Origin of the sequence: Leclercia sp. 119287 (assembly GCF_009734485.1) — a bacterium.
Classification (GTDB): domain Bacteria; phylum Pseudomonadota; class Gammaproteobacteria; order Enterobacterales; family Enterobacteriaceae; genus Enterobacter; species Enterobacter adecarboxylatus_C.
In genome coordinates this window covers 1,233,345-1,250,492 of the sequence record NZ_CP046445.1, presented here as the reverse complement: position 1 = coordinate 1,250,492, position 17,148 = coordinate 1,233,345, and the positions used below count along the sequence as shown (strand labels likewise).

Below are 17,148 nucleotides of genomic sequence, written 5' to 3'. Positions count from 1 at the left end.
GTGGCCTTAAATATCCCCTCCCGCACGGGAGGGGAATGCGCATTAGTGCGCCCGGCTGTGGTTATCCTTGCGATACGCGCCAGGCGGCTGGTTGAAGGTACGGGTGAAGACGCGGGTAAAGGTCTGCTGGGAGTCAAAGCCGTAGCGCAGACAAATGTCGTAGACCTTTTCGTCTGACTCCAGCAGATCCCGCGCCGCCAGCCGCAGCTTACGTTCACGAATATAGCGCCCAAGGCTCTCGCCTTTATACTGCATAAACAGCCGCTGTAAGTGCCACTTGGAATAGCCCGCGTGACGGGCAATATCCTCGATCCGCAACGGCTGATGAAGGTTGTCGTCGATCCACTCGACAATGGTGTCGATAACCTGAGCGGAAATAGTCATGCTGCTCTCCCCCTCTGCTCTTCGATTTAACATTATTCCCACCACGCGCGAAATTGTTGCGTGGCATCATCCACTCTGACCGGCTCACCGAGCTCCGGCGTCAGCAGGCGATACGGCTTATCCTTGCTGGCCTGCGACAGCTTGATCAGCGGGTCGTTCCAGGTGTGTTTTGCCAGCACAAAGCGCCCGGAGTGGCCCGGCACCACCGCCCTGGCATTCAGATCCGCGGCGGCCTGCGCCGTCTCATTAGGCTGCATGTGGATGTACTTCCAGTCCTGGTCGTACTGCCCGTTCTCCATGATCGCCAGATCGACACTGCCAAACTGCTCCCCGATGGCGCTAAAGTGCGGGCCGTAACCGGAATCCCCGCTGTAGAACACCTTTTGCTGCGGGGTTACAAACATAAAGCTGCCCCACAGCGTCTGGTTGCGCTTCAGTCCCCGCCCGGAGAAATGCCGCGCCGGCAGAACGTGCACGGTCAGGTCATCGCTGATGCGCACCGACCGATCCCAGTCCCGCTCCTCAATGATTGACGGATCCATACCCCAGTAACGGAGATGCGAACCTACCCCGAGCGGCGTGACCACGCGCTTCACTTTCGGCATCAGCGCCTTGATGGTGGCGTAATCGAGATGATCGTAGTGATCGTGAGAAATAATCAGCAGATCGATGTCGGGCATCTCTTCGGCATGCCAGGGGTACTCTCCGGCAAAGGCTTTGTTGAGGAAGGAAAAGGGTGCAGCGTAACTGCTGAACACCGGATCGATCAGGATACGTTTGCCTGCCAGCTGCAGATACCACGAGGAGTGGCCGAGCCAGACCATGGTGTCCTGATTCAGGGGCAACTGCGCCAGATCGGTTTTAATCAGCGGCAGCGGCTGGGCCGGACGGGCATTCTCACGCTTCGTCACCAGAAAATCCCACCACGCCGCCAGCATGTTCTTGTTGCCGGTAAACCCCGGCGTGGGCAGGGTGTTATGGAACTGACCGTCGCGATACTGCGGCGAAGCGGCAAACTCACTCAGCTGCGCGCCCTGTGGCGGCTGGCCGAATCCGGCATTCAGTACAAACGGCAAACTCGCCGCTGATGCAATAATCATCACTACCACCAGGCTAATAATAAAACGCTTTTTCATATCCCGACCCGAATTCGCGCCCCATCCGATGGCCTGCGCGGGCAAAACTTGATTATGAGTGAGTAAGCACTCATTATAGAAGTGATGCGAAAGTCGTCAAGACGTTTTAAGATCTTTGACATTCCGCGTTGCAGCCCCGCAAAGGGCATGATTCAATCGGGGTTTTTGCACATAAACTGGAGGAAATGCAGTGGCTCGTCCGAAAAGTGAAGATAAAAAACTGGCGTTGCTGGACGCGGCAACCACCGCTTTTGCCCAGTCGGGCATTGCGGCTTCTACCGCGTTAATCGCCCGCAGCGCAGGGGTGGCTGAAGGCACCCTGTTTCGCTATTTCGCCACCAAAGACGATCTGCTCAACGCCCTCTACCTGCACCTGAAACAGGATCTGTGCCAGACCATGCTGGCGAATATGGATCGTGCCCTCACCCAGCCGAAAGAGCATACCCGCAATATCTGGAACAGCTACGTTGACTGGGGGATCCGCAACCCGGTGGCCCACGGCGCAATACGCCAGCTCGGGGTGAGCGAGAAGATTAACGCCGAAACTGAACAGGCGGTACACGAGATGTTCCCGGAACTGCATGAGCTGTGCCGTCGTCATATCCGCCCGGTATTTATGTCAGAGGAATTTCGACTGTTTGGCGATGCCCTGTTCTTGTCGCTGACGGAGACGACGATGTCCTTCGCCACCCGCGAACCGGCGCGCGCCGCCGAATTTAAGGCGCTGGGTTTTGAAGCCATGTGGCGAGCGCTAGCCGAAGAGGATATTCATGGACAGTAAAACGCTCGCCGCCTGCGCAAAGCAGGTGGCGCTGGAGTTGCCCTTTACCGAGCACTGCTGGCCCTTTGGCCCGGAATACGATGTGTTTAAAGTGGGCGGCAAAATTTTTATGCTGATGGGCGTGGCGCATGGACGCCAGCACGTCAGCCTGAAGTCAGATCCGCAAAAATCGCTGCTCAACCAGCAGATCTACCGGGGGATCGAGCCCGGCTACCATCTGAATAAAAAGCACTGGATTTCGATTTATGCAGCCGAAGATATCACCCCGGCGCTGCTAGCCGATCTGATCGATGATTCGTGGCATCTGGTGGTGGATAAACTGCCGAAAAAAGAGCAAAAACGTTTACGCCCCGGCGGTTAAGCGCTCTTAATGCCCTTATCTTTGTCCCCTTCCCCTTGTACCCTTTTCCCTTTCTCGCCCCGGTGGGCGATGTTAACCCAGGAGTAGTTATGGATATCATTTCCGTTGCCTTAAAACGTCACTCCACAAAGGCGTTTGATCCGAGCAAAAAACTGACTGCCGACCAGGCGGAACAGATTAAAACCCTGCTGCAGTACAGCCCGTCCAGCACCAACTCGCAGCCGTGGCACTTTATCGTTGCCAGCACCGAGGAAGGTAAAGCGCGGGTGGCGAAGTCCGCAGCCGGCGGCTTTGTCTTTAACGAACGCAAAATGCTGGATGCCTCGCACGTGGTGGTGTTCTGCGCCAAAACCGCGATGGACGATGCGTGGCTGACGCGCGTGGTGGATCAGGAGGAGGCCGACGGCCGTTTCAACACGCCAGAAGCGAAAGCCGCCAACCACAAAGGCCGCACCTTCTTCGCCGAGCTGCACCGTGTCGATCTGAAAGATGACGACCAGTGGATGGCGAAACAGGTTTACCTGAACGTCGGCAACTTCCTGCTGGGCGTGGGCGCGATGGGCCTGGATGCAGTGCCGATTGAAGGCTTCGACGCCGCAGTCCTCGACGAAGAGTTTGGTCTGAAAGAGAAAGGCTTCACCAGCCTGGTGGTGGTGCCGGTTGGGCATCACAGCGTGGAAGATTTCAACGCCACACTGCCAAAATCTCGCCTGCCGCTGAGCACCATTGTGACTGAGTGCTGATACAAACGGGCCGCGATTTGCGGCCCGTTACTTTTTACTGATAACCAGGCTGCGATGCGGATGCACGTCGCGATCGTTACGCCAGGCGAACGCTATCCAGCGCTCTTCCAGTTCAGCGTATGAATTAACTGGCGTTAAGTGCCACTCTTCACCAACCATGCCGTCCGCCACACCGATCTGATAATTCATGGTAAAGGCCCAGTCGATCATCCGCAGCCAGAAGCGCTGTCCGTCGCCGGTTTGCTCGCTGTCTGATACCACAATGTCGTATTCGCTTAGCACCCACTGAAAGAATAATTGGGGTAATCCGCTTATCACGCGTTGATGGACGGCGCGTGGCGTACGCCAGACCATCACTTGCGTAGCGGCACCGTGGGGAAAGGTAATTTCTTTATGAAATGCCAGCTTTACGGCATACGCCGTATAAGGCTTGCCGTCGTCGGTAGTGACGAGTCGGTATTCATCGCCATAACGCGATTTCAGGAGCAGGTACCCCACAGGAAGCAAAAAACCCGGCAGGTGAAACTCCACTGTGCCCCTTGCCAGAAACGCTTCGGTATGTTCGACGTTTCGGGAGATAAGGCCGAGTTTTTGGCTGAAATCTGCGGAATCAATCATCAGTGGCGACATGGCTGGTTTCTCATCGCGTAAGTTTAGCCCACTTCACTACTCAGCTAAATGACGTAGATTCAGCAGGTTGGTTTACATTAAACCTCACCTTACACGCTTTGACAGCCTTCAACAGAAAGGGCTCCGGATCCCGGAAGCCCTCTCGCAAAAGATCTACTTCGCCCCGCTCCCCGCGTGCCAGATCCGCTCCGCATAGCGCCCTATCACCGCCAGCGACGCCGCCAGGATCAGGAAGAACAGCACCTTGTTCATCCCGTCCCAGAAATATTCGAAATAGCGGGTATAGAGGTTGATCGCCAGAAACGTCAGGCCAAATCCGCGCAGCATGCCGTCGTCGGTTTTCAGGCTGATATAAATACAAATCCCGGCCGCCACCGCGAACAGCAGCGCCCACGGCAGCAGCGCCGCCCGGGCGGTGCCGTACCCGTTATCGATATCGTAATTGCCAAAAATCGACATAATCCACAGGGCAACAAACAGATAGGTCAGCCCCATCGCTTTACTGGTGGTGTACAGATGGCGTTTACGCAGCATCCCGCGCAGCCACCAGCACAGCGCCAGCAGCGCGCCGCCGAAGAAGATAAACCTGACCGGATAGCTCATCCCCAGCCAGTAGGCGCCCCAGCCGGACATGTAGCCGGTCTCCGCGCCAAACCAGTTGCCCAGCGAGAGCAAAAAGAACAGCCACACCAGCCCCGAACGCCCGAAGAAGCCCACCAGCCCGTAAACGGCGCAGCCGAGCAGGAACAGCGGCGCGATATGGCCGCTACCGGTATCCAGCCGTTCCCCCAGCTGCCAGAGCGCGATGGCGGTGAAGAACACCCCAAGGAACAGGATCGCTTCGGTGCTGTAGTGCCACTGGGTTTCCCGCCGCTGGCGGCTGAATCCCCACAGATAAAACAGCCCTGCCATCAGCGCAGGCAGCCCGATGCGGGCGATGGAGGAGAAGGCGAAGAACTCGATGATGCGCGCCATCAGCTCGCTGTCGGCAAACAGGCTACCGATGGCGATGATGACGCAGGCGATTGCCGTCCAGAAGGCGTAGCGGCTGAGGCGCTGCCAGTCCATGGCGACGCGTTTTAAGCTGGCAGCCAGACGCTGATGCTCGTCGGCGGTTAATGCCCCCTCCTGTTGCCATTCGTTGAGGGCGCGGCGCAGGAGGCGTTCCTGTTTGCGGGTGACGTTCATTGTGCCTGCTCCGCCAGCCACGTCAGCGCGCGCTCGCCCTCGTCATCCACCGGCAGATAGACCAGCAGGCGGGAGCCGTTGCGCGGGGCGGAGTACCAGTACATCTGCTGGAGATGAAAATCGCCGAGTTCGGGATGGGTAAACAGCTTGAGCTGGTTTTCCACGCCGCGCACGTCGTTACGCTGGTGCCACAGGGCTTCAAACTCCTCGGACACCGCAAAGAAGCGCGCCAGTTTGGCTTCCCACTGCGGATCGCCGCGGTGCTCCGCCATTGCAGCGCGGAAATAGGAGACGAAAATCGGCAGCACGTCGCCGCGCTTACCGAGGCGGGCGCGCCACGCCGGGTGGGTGAGGAACAGATAAATACAGTTGCGGTCTTCCGGCGGGATGTCATTGAAATCGACGCCCATCAGGTACCCAAAGCTGTCATTCCACGCCACGATATCGAAGTTCGGTTTCTGGATGCTGGCGGGTTTCGGCATCAGGGTGTCGAGAAGACGACGGGTGCCTTCGCTGATCCCCTCGCAGCAGACCGCCTGGGGCGCTTCGCCCGGTGGCAGACCTGCCAGCAGGAAGAGGTGGCGGGCTTCGGTCGGGGTGCACTGTAGCGCCTTCGCCACCGCCGCCATCACCGTGATTGAAGGGTTGACGTCCCTGCCCTGTTCCAGCCAGGTGTACCAGGTGACGCCCACGTCCGCCAGCAGGGCCACCTCTTCCCGGCGCAGGCCCGGGGTACGGCGTCGACCGCTGCGCGGTAAACCAAGGCGCTGCGGGTCGAGACTTTCGCGTCGGGCGCGTAAAAATGCGCCGAGCTGTTTACGGGTGTCATCCTGGAGTGAGGTGACGGGTTCAGACATTAGCGCCATATTGCCCCCTGCATGGTAGTGCCAGTACCAGTATAAGCAAGAACTGGTACCCGTTTATCAGATGGTTGATGCTACGACGCTACGCTGTTTGACGCAATGGAGTCACCATGAATACGTCAGTTGTTTCACCGGGTCGTGCAGGCCTGATATTGCTGTTAACCGGCCAGATGCTGCCGCTGATTGATACCTCAATCACCAACGTGGCGCTGGACGCCATCACCCACTCGCTGCACGCCACCGCCACCGGGCTGGAGCTGATTGTCGCCCTCTACGGCGTGGCCTTTGCCGTCTGCCTGGCCCTTGGCAGCAAGCTGGGAGACAACCTCGGCCGCCGTCGTCTGTTTATGTGGGGCGTGGCGAGTTTTGGCCTGGCCTCGCTGCTGTGCGGCATGGCGGGCAATATCGAGCAGCTGCTGGCGGCGCGCATCGTTCAGGGCGCAGGGGCGGCGATGATCGTGCCGCAAATTCTTGCCACTCTGCACGTCACACTGAAAGGCCCTGCCCATGCGAAAGCCATCAGCCTGTTTGGCGGCATCGGCGGGATTGCCTTTATCGTCGGGCAGATGGGCGGCGGCTGGCTGGTGTCGGCGGATATCGCCGGGCTGGGCTGGCGCAACGCTTTCTTTATCAACGTGCCGATCTGCCTGCTGGTGCTGGCCCTGAGCCGTCGCTACGTGCCGGAAACCCGCCGCGACACGCCGTCGCGTATCGACTGGACGGGCACCGCATTACTGGCGGCGATCCTCTGCTGCCTGCTGTTCCCGATGGCGCTGGGGCCGCAGTGGCACTGGTCCTGGCCGCTGAAGGCTATGCTTCTCGCCATTATCCCGCTGGCGTATTTAATGGCGCTGAATGCGCGTAAAAAAGAGCGCGATGGGGCTCATCCGCTGATCCCGCCGCGGCTTATGCGGCTCGGCAGCATCCGCTTTGGCGTGCTGATTGCGCTGCTCTTTTTCAGCGTCTGGTCCGGGTTTATGTTCTGCATGGCGCTGGCCATGCAGACCGGTCTGGGAATGGCGCCGTGGCAGTCCGGCAACAGCTTTATTGCCCTGGGCGTGACCTATTTTGTTTCGGCGTGGTTTGCCCCGCGCCTGATTGCTCGCTACAGCACCAGCACCATTTTGCTGACCGGGCTGGCAATCCAGATTACCGGCCTGCTGGCGCTGATTGTCACCTTCCGCATCTGGGGACTGTATAACACCGCCCTGACTCTCGCCCCGGCAACCGGGCTGGTGGGCTACGGCCAGGCGCTGATTGTGAACAGCTTCTACCGTATCGGGATGCGCGACATCCAGCCTGACGATGCCGGGGCGGCCAGCGCCATCCTCAGCACCCTGCAACAGGCGGCGCTCGGCCTCGGCCCGGCGATATTCGGCGCGATTTTGCTCCACGCTCTGCACACCCATCGCGGGGATTACGCAGAGGCGATTAACGTCTTCCTGGTGGTGGAAACCGTCATGATGATCGTGCTGGCGCTGGTCACGCTGCGGCTGCGCCATCGCCTGTGCCTGCCGGTGGTGAAGACCTGTCAGGCGGTAAAATAGGCCTGGCGAATTTGCATAATAGATCCTCAGCCGCCATTATGGCGGCTGCTTTAATACAGGAGACGTTATGCAGGAGTTCATTTCCCTGGTCGAAGAGACAGGCATTGAAATTAATCACACCACCTCCCTTGTGATCATCTTTGGCATTATTTTTCTTACTGCCCTGATTATTCATTTTATTCTGCACAAAGTGGTGCTGCGGGCGTTCGAGAAACGCGCCCGGGCCAGCAGCCATTTATGGCTGCAAATCATTACCCAGAATAAATTATTTCACCGTCTGGCCTTTACCCTGCAGGGGATCATCGTCAACGTTCAGGCGGTATTGTGGCTGCAAAAAGGCAGCGACGCGGCGGAAATACTCACCACCTGCGCGAAGCTGTGGGTGATGGTTTACGCCCTGCTGGCGTTCTTCTCGCTGCTGGACGTGATTTTCAATCTGTCGCAGAAAATGGCGACCGCCTCGCAGCTGCCGCTGAAGGGGATCTTCCAGGGCATCAAGCTGGTGAGCGCCATTCTGGTGGGGATCCTGATTATCTCCCTGCTGATCGGCCAGTCCCCCGCCATTCTGATCAGCGGTCTGGGCGCGATGGCCGCGGTGCTGATGCTGGTCTTTAAAGATCCCATTCTCGGGCTGGTGGCGGGCATTCAGCTCTCCGCCAACGATATGCTCAAGCTCGGCGACTGGCTGGAGATGCCGAAATACGGCGCCAACGGTACGGTGACGGATATCGGCCTGACCACCGTCAAGGTGCGCAATTTCGATAACACCATCACCACCATTCCGACCTGGGCGCTGGTCTCAGACGCCTTTATCAACTGGAGCGGCATGTCGGCCTCCGGCGGACGGCGGATTAAGCGCAGCCTGAATATTGATACCACCAGCATCCATTTTCTCGACCAGCAGGAGCAGCAGCAGCTGATTCAGGCGAAGCTGCTAAAGCCCTATATGGCGACACGCCACGAGGAGATTACGCTGTGGAATCAGGAGAATGGCGAAGGCGAGTCGGTGCTGAACCTGCGCAGGATGACCAATATTGGCACTTTCCGCGCTTACCTGAATGAATATCTGCGCAATCACCCGCGTATTCGCCAGGATATGACCTTAATGGTGCGGCAATTAGCGCCGGACGCCAACGGGCTGCCGATTGAAATATACGCCTTTACCAACACCGTGATCTGGGCGGAATATGAGGCGATTCAGGCCGATATTTTCGATCATATTTTCGCGGTGATTGATGAATTTGGCCTGCGCATACACCAGACGCCGACCGGGAACGATATTCGCTCCCTGGCCGGCGCGCTGGAAAAATAGCTCAGGTACTGGCGCGGGAAATAAAGCGCCAGTTCATCATCACCCGCTCGGTCGCGGCGTCGGGGTTGTCGATTCTGTTCAGCAGCAGATCGACCGCCTTGCGCCCGATATCCCGCGACGGCTGTTCAATGGTGGTCAGCGAGACCATCTCCGACAGCTCCGTGCCGTCGAAGCCCACCACGGCAATATCCTGCGGCACGCGCAGCCCTGCCTTTTCGATGGCACGTAACGCGCCCGCGGCCAGGGTATCGGAGACCGCAAACACCGCGTCCGGGCGCGGTTCTGCCGCCAGCAGTTTGGTCATTGCCGCCATTCCGGCTGCGGCGCTGAGATCGCTCGCATACTCAATGGCCTGATACGACAGATCGCGCAGATGCAGCACGCTCTTGTACCCGCGCTCGCGCAGGCGGGCATATTTGTAGCTCAGGTCGTGGTTGATCAAAGCGATGCGCTGACGTCCGCCGTCGGCCAGGCGACTGACCACATGCTGGGAGGCATCGACATCGTTAATCCCGACGCAGGAGACCGCCCCCGCATCGGCGTATTCGGCGCACTGCACCCAGGGGGCATCGCCAATTAGCGCCGCCAGCTCGGTAAGGCGGGTAAAGGCGTCCATGGTGATAATGCCGTCGACCATTTTGCCGGACAGCAGGCTCAGTCCCGAGCGAGAGCGTTCAATATCGGAACCGGAGTTACAGAGCAGAATACGGTAGCCATTTTTCTCAGCCTGCGCCTCAATGCCCTTCACCACCTCGGCGCAGAACGGGTTGGCAATATTGGAGACCATCACCAGGATCATATAGCTGCGCGAGGTGCGCAGCTGACGAGCCAGAAGATTGGGCTGGTAGTTAGCCTCTTTAATCGCCTGCAAGACGCGATCGCGGTTTTTGGCTTTGACGGTATCGCTGTTATTCAGCACGCGCGATACCGTCGCCACCGAGACGCCCGCCAGTTGGGCGATTTTCTGAATTGACATAGCGACGAGTGATCCTGCAGTTAGCGTTAGCAGCAGGCTACCATAAATGGGTTGCCCGGCGCACCGGGCAAGGTATTACTGCGCGACGCTGATCCAGCGCTGCTGCTGATGGCTTTTCACTATTGCATCAATGATATACATCACGTTTGCCCCGTCATGGAAGGTGGCAAACACGGGCTTATCCGGCATCCTGCCCGCCTGCACTGCACGATAAAACTGCGCCATCATGTTCTTAAAGGCGTCCGGCCAGCCTTCGATATGGCCGCCCGGGAAGTGGGCGCTGTCGGCCACGTCGCGGTTCATCAGGCCTGGATCGTCCGTCAGCGTCTGATTGGCCCGGGCGCGATGGCCCACCCACAGCTGCTGGGGCACTTCCTGATCCCAGGCCACGGAACCCTCGCTGCCGTTGACCTCGAGGCTGAGGCGGTTTTTCCGTCCTGCGCTCACCTGCGAGACGGTAAAGCTGCCTTTGCTGCCGTCGTCGAAGCGGAACAGTACCGAGCCGAAATCTTCAGTGTTGACGGGCTTGTCTTCATACACCGCATCGCCCGCCTGGCTGAAGGTCTGGTTCCCGACCACGTTGGCCTTGCGGGTCGGCCAGACGATCGACAGGTCGGCCATCACCTCGGTGATGCGCCGTCCGGTCAGAAACTGAATGGTATCGCACCAGTGGGAACCGATGTCCGCCACCGCGCGCGATGCCCCGCCGAGCGCCGCGTCGACCCGCCAGTTATAGTCGGTTTCCAGCAGCATCCAGTCCTGCAGATAGCTGCCGTGAGCGGCAAACAGCCGCCCGAGCGAGCCCGTCCCGACCATGCTCGCCGCCTGGCGCACCATCGCAAACTGGCGATAAACAAAGCTCACGCCGTGCACCACACCCGCCTGCTCCGCCAGGGCCACCAGTTCCCGCGCCTCGTCCGGGGTCATGCACAGCGGTTTTTCGGAGAAGACATGCTTTCCGGCCCGCAGGATCTGGCGGTTGATCTCCGCATGAAGATGGTTTGGCGTGCAGTTGTGCACCACGTGCAGATCCGGGTGCGCCAGCAGTTCGTCCACGCTGCCACAGGCATGGGGAATGTTCAGCGCCCGGGCCTTCTCTTGCGCCTGTTCCAGCGAGCCGTCGCACAGGGCGACGACCTGCACGAAGCCGAGACGGCGCAGGGCTTCGATGTGCGCCGGGCCGATAAAGCCGCTGCCGATAATGCCGACGTTAATCATGAAGTTCTCCTGCGGCGAAATCGTCAAACGCCCGATCGGAAACCGGAATAATGTGGCGGGAGATAAACTCGCGCCCTTCCCGCGCCCCGGTGTCACCGTCCTTCAGGCAACACTCCCACTCCAGCACCGCCCAGCCGTCGTAGTCGTACTGGGTCAGCTTGCTGAAAATGCCCTTAAAGTCGATCTGCCCGTCGCCCGGGGAGCGGAAGCGTCCGGCGCGGTTGATCCAGCTCTGATACCCGCCATAGACGCCGCTGCGCCCGTTCGGGCGGTACTCGGCATCCTTGACGTGAAACGCCTTAATGCGGGTGTGGTAGTGGTCGATAAAGGCCAGGTAATCCATCTGCTGCAACAGCAGGTGGCTGGGATCGTAAAGGATGTTGCAGCGCGGGTGGTTGTCCAGAAGCGCCAGAAAACGCTCGAAGGTCACCCCGTCGTGCAGATCCTCCCCGGGGTGGATCTCATAGCAGAGGTTCACCCCCTGCTCGTCAAAGACATCCAGTATCGGCCGCCAACGGCGGGCCAGCTCGCTGAACGCCTCCTGGAAACGCGCCTCGTTATGCGGCGGCCAGGGGTACATAAACGGCCAGGCCAGCGAGCCCGAGAAGGTGGCGTGGGCGGTTAACCCGAGCCGGGCCGAAGCCGCTGCCGCCTTTTTGACGATATCGGTGGCCCACGCCTGGCGGGCGGCGGCATTACCGCGCACCGCCTGTGGGGCGAAGTTATCAAACGCCTCGTCGTACACCGGGTTTACGGCGATCAGCTGCCCTTCCAGATGGGTGGAGAGTTCGCTGATGACCAGCCCGTGCTGCGCCAGTTTGCCGCTTATCTCATCGCAGTAGGTCTGGCTCTCTGCCGCCAGCTCTACGTCAAAAATCGCTTTATGGTTGCAGGGAATTTGCACCGCTTTATAGCCCTTTTCCGCTGCCCAGCCTGCCAGCCCGTCGAGGGTGTTAAACGGCGGTTGCCCGCCGATAAACTGCGACAGAAAAATTCCCGGGCCTTTAATCGTCCTCATACCACCTCCAGAAATTACGCCTTGTCATCTTCATATTTGAACGAGACAAGGAAAACGAGTGCAATCACAGCAGCAGCGACTGCCGGGATCCACCAGAATGTCACCCACGCCTCAGGCACGGGTTGCCCGGCTACCAGACGGTTGTACAGCGCGCCGGAAATTTGTGAGCCCAACAGCATGCCGATACCGTAAGTGAACATCACGATCATGCTCTGCGCCTGGCCTTTTACCTTTTCGCCCGCCACGCGGTCGGTGTAGATAAAGCCCACCACGAAGAAGAAGTCATAGCAGACGCCGTGCAACAGGATGCCGAGGTACAGCAGGAAGCGCCCCTCCTCGCTCACGCCCAGGGCAAACATCGCGTAACGGACGAACCACGCCAGCATGCCGATCAGCAGCATGTACTTCACGCCCAGACGGCGGAACAGCAGCGGGATCACCAGCATAAAGAAGATTTCGGACATCTGGCCGAAGGACATGGCGGTGCTGACATCCGCGATCCCGGCATCCGCCAGATAGGAGGCGGTGTAGGCGTAGTAGGTGCCCAGCGGGACGGAGATCAGCATCGCGCACAGGCAGAAGATAAAGAAGTGACGGGTTTTCAGCAGCGCAAAGGCGTCGGCGCAGAAGAGATCGCGCATCTTCACCGGCATCCCTTTGGCCGGAGCCGGCGTGTGCGGCAGGGTCAGGCTATAGATCGCCAGCAGGACGGAGCTGGCCGCCGCCACCTGGAAGATGGTGACGCTGGAGGCCACGCCGGTGACGCCGATAAAGATCCCGGCCACAATCCAGCCGATAGTGCCGAACACGCGCACCACCGGGAAGGTTTTATCGACGTTCGCCAGGCTGTGGAAGGCGATGTTGTTGGTCAGCGCCAGGGTCGGCATGTAGCAGAGCGTATAGCCAAACAGCAGGCCAATCAGCAGCGCACCATTTTCCGCAATTAACGCGCCAGGGACGAACCAGAGGATCGCCGCCCCGGCCAGGTGCATCACCGCCATCACCTTTTGCGAGGCGAAGAAGCGGTCCACCAGCATGCCGAGAACGAACGGCGACAAAATGGAGGCAATCGGCCCGGCGGAGAAGGCATCCCCGATCAGCAATGACATGTTGTGCTGAGTCATCACCAGACCGAGAGTCACCGACCAGCTACCCCAGATAAAGAATTGCAGGAACATCATCAGCGACAGGCGCGGCACCAGCATTCGGTGCTGCCCTATCACCTTTCCACTACTTTCAGTTGTTGACACCATGATCAGCCCCACCCTTAAAAAGTAATCGATTACAAATCGTATCAAATGAAAAGTAATCGATTACAAAATAAAGATCCCGTGGATCGATTAAGAAGTGGGAGGGGGGTCACGATAAAGGTGAGGATGGGTGCGGAGAGGTGCCGGGTGGCGCTGCGCTTACCTGGCCTACGGGTTTTGTAGGCCCGTGCAAGCGAAGCGCCGCCGGGCATTGCAGTTTTCCAGGCCCGGTGGCGTTGCGCTTACCGGGCGAAAGCCGCACTACTTCTTGCGGGAGAGTTTAAACGCCGCAAACAGGAACACAACCCACACCGGGAGCAGGATGGCCGAGGTGCGCATGCCGTCCATGGTGCACATCAGCACCAGGATCATCGCCAGGAAGGCGATACAGATGTAGTTACCCGCCGGATAAAGCAGCGCCTTGAACTGCGTCTCGCGCCCCTTGCGACGCATCGCCGCGCGGAACCGCAGGTGCGCCAGGCAGATCATGATCCAGTTCAGCAGCAGGGTCGCGACCACCAGCGCCATCAGCAGGCCAAAGGCTTCGTGCGGCAGCAGGTAGTTGACCAGCACCACCAGCGAGGTGATGGCCCCGGAGAGCAGCAGCGAATTGACCGGCACGCCGCGACGGCTGACGCGGGTTAAAAACTTCGGCGCGTTACCCTGCACGGAGAGGCCAAACAGCATCCGGCTGTTGGAGTAGACGCCGCTGTTATAAACCGACAGCGAGGCCACCAGAATCACAAAGTTCAGCGCCGAAGCCACCACGTTGCTGTTCAGATCGTGGAAAATCATCACAAACGGGCTGCTGTCGGATTTCACTTCCACCCACGGATAGAGGGCCAGCAACACCACCAGCGAACCAATATAGAACAGAAGAATACGGTACACCACCTGGTTGACCGCTTTCGGAATGCTTTTATGCGGATCCTGCGCTTCGGCGGCGGTAATGCCGATCAGCTCCAGCCCGCCAAAGGAGAACATGATCACCGCCAGCGACAGCACCAGCCCTTTCCAGCCGGTGGCGAGGAAGCCGCCGTGCTGCCAGAGGTTGTCGATGGTTGCCCGCTCGCCGCCGTGTCCGGAGAACAGCAGCCACAGGCCAAAGCCGATCATGCCGATGATCGCCAGCACCTTGATTAAGGCGAACCAGAACTCGGTTTCACCGTACAGGCGCACGTTCACCAGGTTCACGGCGTTAATGATGATGAAGAACACCGCTGCCCAGATCCAGGTTGGCACGCCCGGCAGCCAGTACTGCATGTAGATGCCCGCGGCGGTCAGCTCCGCCATGCCCACCAGCACGAACATTACCCAGTAGTTCCAGCCGGAGAGGAAGCCGGCAAAGGGGCCCCAGTATTTATAGGCAAAATGCGCGAAGGAGCCTGATACCGGCTCTTCCACCACCATCTCGCCAAGCTGGCGCATGATCAGAAAAGCGATAATACCCGCGATGGCATACCCCAGCAGCACGGCGGGACCGGCCATCTGAATCGCGGGACCGATGCCGAGGAACAGCCCGGTGCCGATAGCGCCACCGAGGGCGATAAGTTGAATATGTCGGTTCTGTAAACCACGATGCAGCGTCGGTGTCTGTTCCGACGAGGCTTCAGCAAGACCCTTGCCTGAAGCGGATGACGCGTTTTTCACGTCTTACCCCTGTCTCTTTTTATGGAAGGGGCACCTTTTAACACTTCAGGCAGACGGGAGCAAGTTAAACGCCGGGCAAGGGTTGCTGCCCGGCGGGAGCCGATCACGAGCCGATAATGCCGCCGTCCGCTTTGGTGATGACCACCGTCGAGGCGCGGGGACGCCCTTGCGGATTGTTGTCCGGCCAGTTAGAAACGGCGCGCGGGTTTGCCGGGTCGGTAATGTCATCCCCGCCCTCGCCCGGATGCTGAATATTAATAAACAGCGTGCGGTTGTCGGGAGTGAACGCAATGCCGGTGATTTCGCAGCCGCGCGGGCCCGTCAGGAAACGGCGATACTCGTTGGTGCCCGGAATGGTCGCCACCATCTGGTTATTGCCCATCCCCTCATAGGCTTTCTTGTTAATGGTGCTGGAGGAGACGTCGGTCTGGATCCAGAGCACGCCCTGATGGTCAAACGACAGGCCGTCCGGGCTGCCAAATTCGGCGCCCTTCATGCTGCCCTTCGCCTTTTCATCCGTAGTGTCCGTTCGCCCGGCCAGCACCAGGATGTCCCATTTGAAGCGTAATGCTGCAGGGTCCCCGCCCTCTTCGTGCCAGTGCATAATGTGGCCGAAAGCGTTATTGGCTCGCGGGTTGGCCGCATCCACCGGCGCTTTGCCTTCTTTGCCGCGATCGCTGTTATTGGTCAGCGTGCAGTAAACGCTACCGCTGCTGTGCGGATCGACCGCAATCCACTCCGGACGATCCATCTTAGTCGCCCCCACGGCGTCGGCCGCCAGACGGGTTTTAATCAGCAGATCGCCCTGGCTTTCAAACCCTTTACTCTTATCCAGGCCGTTCTGGCCGAAGACCAGCGGCAGCCACTCACCGGAGCCGTCGTCGTTGAATCTGGCGACGTAGAGCGTGCCGGTGGTCAGCAGCTGCATACTGGCTTCGCGATCCGCCGGATTGTATTGGTTGTCGGAAACAAATTTGTAGATGTACTCAAACTTCTGGTCGTCGCCCATATACGTGACCACTCGCTTATCAGCGGCCAGGGTGACGGCGGCGCCTTCATGCTTGAAGCGCCCCAGCGCGGTGTGCTTGCGCGGCGTGGAGTTCGGGTTGTACGGGTCGATCTCGACCACCCAGCCAAAGCGATTCGGCTCGTTAGGCGTTTTATCCACGTTGAACCTGTCGTCCACCTCGCTCCAGCGATAGGACTCATCGCTGTCGCTGATGCCGTAGCGCTTCTCCAGCGCGTTACGCTCGCCTTTCTTGACGAAAATATCCGACCAGTTCTCTTCGCAGGTGAGGTAGGTTCCCCAGGGGGTATAACCGTTGGCGCAGTTTTGCATGGTGCCGAGCACCTGCTCGCCCTGAGGATCGGCGGCAGTTTTCATTAACGTCTGCTGGCGCGCCGGGCCGGTGAGCTGCATCGGGGTGTTCACCGTGATGCGGCGGGCAAAACCGGAGGGGCGCACCACTTCCCAGTCGCTGCCACTCTTTTTCACTTCGATAACCGATACGCCCATGGCGTTCTGGCCTTTCCGCGCCTTATCCAGGCTCCAGCTGGCGGTGCCGTCGGTAAAGAGCATGCCGTTATCGATATATTCGTGGTTCATCGCCAGCAGGCCATGACTGGGGTTCTCTTCCCCCTGCGGCAGGCTAAACCACGCCATGCCGTCATGGTGCATGCCCGCCTGCGCCGCCTGCTCGTCTGTCGTGTTGCTGGCGTCAAATTTGAACTCTGGCATAGCGCCCTTGATCCCGGTGGCATCGCCCCAGCGGTAGAAAGGACGCGCGATGTAGCCCTCGGGCACCCTGACCGTATCCTCGGTCGAGACCGGAATGCTGGTAAAGCCGAGCGAGACCGCTTTGCTCAGGGCTGAAGGCTGTGAAACCGCAGCCAGGGCGTTTTCAGGCTTGAGTAAAAAAGGGAAAGAGGCGGCGGCACCGGCAACGGCGCCCATCTGCAAAAAGCGGCGGCGGGAGAGGAATATCTCCGCCACGCTGGAAAATACCGGGTTAGCGCTGGGATTGCTGACATCGTCACGATGTTCTTTTTTGAATACGGACTTAAGAGGTTTACCCACGATGGCTTCCTGTC

16 protein-coding genes are annotated in these 17,148 nt (G+C 59.2%); 5 read left to right on the top strand and 11 right to left on the bottom strand.

Features of this window, described 5'->3' with window-relative positions:
• Positions 1–42 precede the first annotated feature (42 nt).
• Both GNG27_RS06040 and GNG27_RS06035 read right to left on the bottom strand, forming a co-directional pair.
• On the bottom strand, positions 43–384 hold the full coding sequence (locus tag GNG27_RS06040; protein ID WP_106992253.1) for a RamA family antibiotic efflux transcriptional regulator: 342 nt from the start codon (positions 382–384) through the stop codon (positions 43–45).
• A gap of 32 nt (positions 385–416) precedes the next feature.
• Positions 417–1,520 (bottom strand): MBL fold metallo-hydrolase, encoded by a 1,104-nt coding sequence (locus GNG27_RS06035; RefSeq protein ID WP_156263144.1) that lies wholly within the window; start codon positions 1,518–1,520, stop codon positions 417–419.
• A gap of 190 nt (positions 1,521–1,710) precedes the next feature.
• Here GNG27_RS06035 and GNG27_RS06030 point away from each other — a divergent pair, with 190 nt between their 5' ends.
• From GNG27_RS06030 to nfsB, 3 genes are all read left to right on the top strand, one after another.
• Positions 1,711–2,301, top strand: a complete 591-nt coding sequence (locus GNG27_RS06030) for a TetR/AcrR family transcriptional regulator (protein WP_156263143.1) — start codon at positions 1,711–1,713, stop codon at positions 2,299–2,301.
• Complete coding sequence (locus GNG27_RS06025) at positions 2,291–2,662, top strand: MmcQ/YjbR family DNA-binding protein (RefSeq protein WP_142488532.1); 372 nt, start codon at positions 2,291–2,293, stop codon at positions 2,660–2,662. Before GNG27_RS06030 ends, GNG27_RS06025 begins: the two co-directional genes overlap by 11 nt.
• Before the next feature lie 89 nt (positions 2,663–2,751).
• The gene (gene nfsB / locus GNG27_RS06020; RefSeq protein ID WP_156263142.1) at positions 2,752–3,405 is read left to right on the top strand and encodes an oxygen-insensitive NAD(P)H nitroreductase; all 654 of its coding nucleotides are present in this window, start codon (positions 2,752–2,754) and stop codon (positions 3,403–3,405) included.
• 27 nt (positions 3,406–3,432) lie between these two features.
• On the opposite strand, the gene GNG27_RS06015 is transcribed toward nfsB, so the two are convergent.
• From GNG27_RS06015 to GNG27_RS06005, 3 genes are all read right to left on the bottom strand, one after another.
• Positions 3,433–4,035, bottom strand: a complete 603-nt coding sequence (locus tag GNG27_RS06015; protein ID WP_156263141.1) for a hypothetical protein — start codon at positions 4,033–4,035, stop codon at positions 3,433–3,435.
• 153 nt (positions 4,036–4,188) lie between these two features.
• Positions 4,189–5,223 carry a DUF2157 domain-containing protein gene (locus GNG27_RS06010; RefSeq protein WP_156263140.1) on the bottom strand — a complete coding sequence of 345 codons (1,035 nt, stop codon included), beginning with the start codon at positions 5,221–5,223 and terminating at the stop codon, positions 4,189–4,191.
• Positions 5,220–6,089 carry a helix-turn-helix transcriptional regulator gene (locus tag GNG27_RS06005; RefSeq protein WP_156263139.1) on the bottom strand — a complete coding sequence of 290 codons (870 nt, stop codon included), beginning with the start codon at positions 6,087–6,089 and terminating at the stop codon, positions 5,220–5,222. Before GNG27_RS06005 ends, GNG27_RS06010 begins: the two co-directional genes overlap by 4 nt.
• Positions 6,090–6,196: 107 nt before the next feature.
• Here GNG27_RS06005 and GNG27_RS06000 point away from each other — a divergent pair, with 107 nt between their 5' ends.
• The gene (locus tag GNG27_RS06000; protein WP_156263138.1) at positions 6,197–7,633 is read left to right on the top strand and encodes an MFS transporter; all 1,437 of its coding nucleotides are present in this window, start codon (positions 6,197–6,199) and stop codon (positions 7,631–7,633) included.
• 67 nt (positions 7,634–7,700) lie between these two features.
• Positions 7,701–8,945, top strand: a complete 1,245-nt coding sequence (locus tag GNG27_RS05995; RefSeq protein ID WP_156263137.1) for a mechanosensitive ion channel family protein — start codon at positions 7,701–7,703, stop codon at positions 8,943–8,945.
• Between the two features lies 1 nt (position 8,946).
• Here the strand turns inward: GNG27_RS05995 and GNG27_RS05990 are convergent, their stop codons facing one another.
• From GNG27_RS05990 to GNG27_RS05965, 6 genes are all read right to left on the bottom strand, one after another.
• Complete coding sequence (locus GNG27_RS05990) at positions 8,947–9,921, bottom strand: LacI family DNA-binding transcriptional regulator (RefSeq protein ID WP_142488524.1); 975 nt, start codon at positions 9,919–9,921, stop codon at positions 8,947–8,949.
• A gap of 75 nt (positions 9,922–9,996) precedes the next feature.
• Positions 9,997–11,139: a Gfo/Idh/MocA family protein gene (locus GNG27_RS05985; RefSeq protein ID WP_156263136.1), complete on the bottom strand. Its 1,143-nt coding sequence runs from the start codon at positions 11,137–11,139 to the stop codon at positions 9,997–9,999.
• The gene (locus GNG27_RS05980) at positions 11,132–12,157 is read right to left on the bottom strand and encodes a sugar phosphate isomerase/epimerase (RefSeq protein ID WP_156263135.1); all 1,026 of its coding nucleotides are present in this window, start codon (positions 12,155–12,157) and stop codon (positions 11,132–11,134) included. The genes GNG27_RS05985 and GNG27_RS05980 overlap by 8 nt, the downstream gene beginning before the upstream one ends.
• Before the next feature lie 14 nt (positions 12,158–12,171).
• Entirely contained in the window at positions 12,172–13,410 is a 1,239-nt protein-coding gene (locus GNG27_RS05975; RefSeq protein WP_156263134.1) for an MFS transporter, read from the bottom strand.
• Between the two features lie 258 nt (positions 13,411–13,668).
• Complete coding sequence (pheP, locus tag GNG27_RS05970; protein WP_156263133.1) at positions 13,669–15,057, bottom strand: phenylalanine transporter; 1,389 nt, start codon at positions 15,055–15,057, stop codon at positions 13,669–13,671.
• A 103-nt stretch (positions 15,058–15,160) separates the two neighbouring features.
• Entirely contained in the window at positions 15,161–17,134 is a 1,974-nt protein-coding gene (locus GNG27_RS05965; protein WP_142488519.1) for a PhoX family phosphatase, read from the bottom strand.
• Positions 17,135–17,148: the final 14 nt, after the last annotated feature.

Coding starts and splice junctions, on each gene's coding strand:
- GNG27_RS06040 (WP_106992253.1), bottom strand. CDS start 384: ATGACTATTTCCGCTCAGGTTATCGACACCATTGTCGAGTGGATCGAC.
- GNG27_RS06035 (WP_156263144.1), bottom strand. CDS start 1,520: ATGAAAAAGCGTTTTATTATTAGCCTGGTGGTAGTGATGATTATTGCA.
- GNG27_RS06025 (WP_142488532.1), top strand. CDS start 2,291: ATGGACAGTAAAACGCTCGCCGCCTGCGCAAAGCAGGTGGCGCTGGAG.
- nfsB (WP_156263142.1), top strand. CDS start 2,752: ATGGATATCATTTCCGTTGCCTTAAAACGTCACTCCACAAAGGCGTTT.
- GNG27_RS06015 (WP_156263141.1), bottom strand. CDS start 4,035: ATGTCGCCACTGATGATTGATTCCGCAGATTTCAGCCAAAAACTCGGC.
- GNG27_RS06010 (WP_156263140.1), bottom strand. CDS start 5,223: ATGAACGTCACCCGCAAACAGGAACGCCTCCTGCGCCGCGCCCTCAAC.
- GNG27_RS06005 (WP_156263139.1), bottom strand. CDS start 6,089: ATGGCGCTAATGTCTGAACCCGTCACCTCACTCCAGGATGACACCCGT.
- GNG27_RS06000 (WP_156263138.1), top strand. CDS start 6,197: ATGAATACGTCAGTTGTTTCACCGGGTCGTGCAGGCCTGATATTGCTG.
- GNG27_RS05995 (WP_156263137.1), top strand. CDS start 7,701: ATGCAGGAGTTCATTTCCCTGGTCGAAGAGACAGGCATTGAAATTAAT.
- GNG27_RS05990 (WP_142488524.1), bottom strand. CDS start 9,921: ATGTCAATTCAGAAAATCGCCCAACTGGCGGGCGTCTCGGTGGCGACG.
- GNG27_RS05985 (WP_156263136.1), bottom strand. CDS start 11,139: ATGATTAACGTCGGCATTATCGGCAGCGGCTTTATCGGCCCGGCGCAC.
- GNG27_RS05980 (WP_156263135.1), bottom strand. CDS start 12,157: ATGAGGACGATTAAAGGCCCGGGAATTTTTCTGTCGCAGTTTATCGGC.
- GNG27_RS05975 (WP_156263134.1), bottom strand. CDS start 13,410: ATGGTGTCAACAACTGAAAGTAGTGGAAAGGTGATAGGGCAGCACCGA.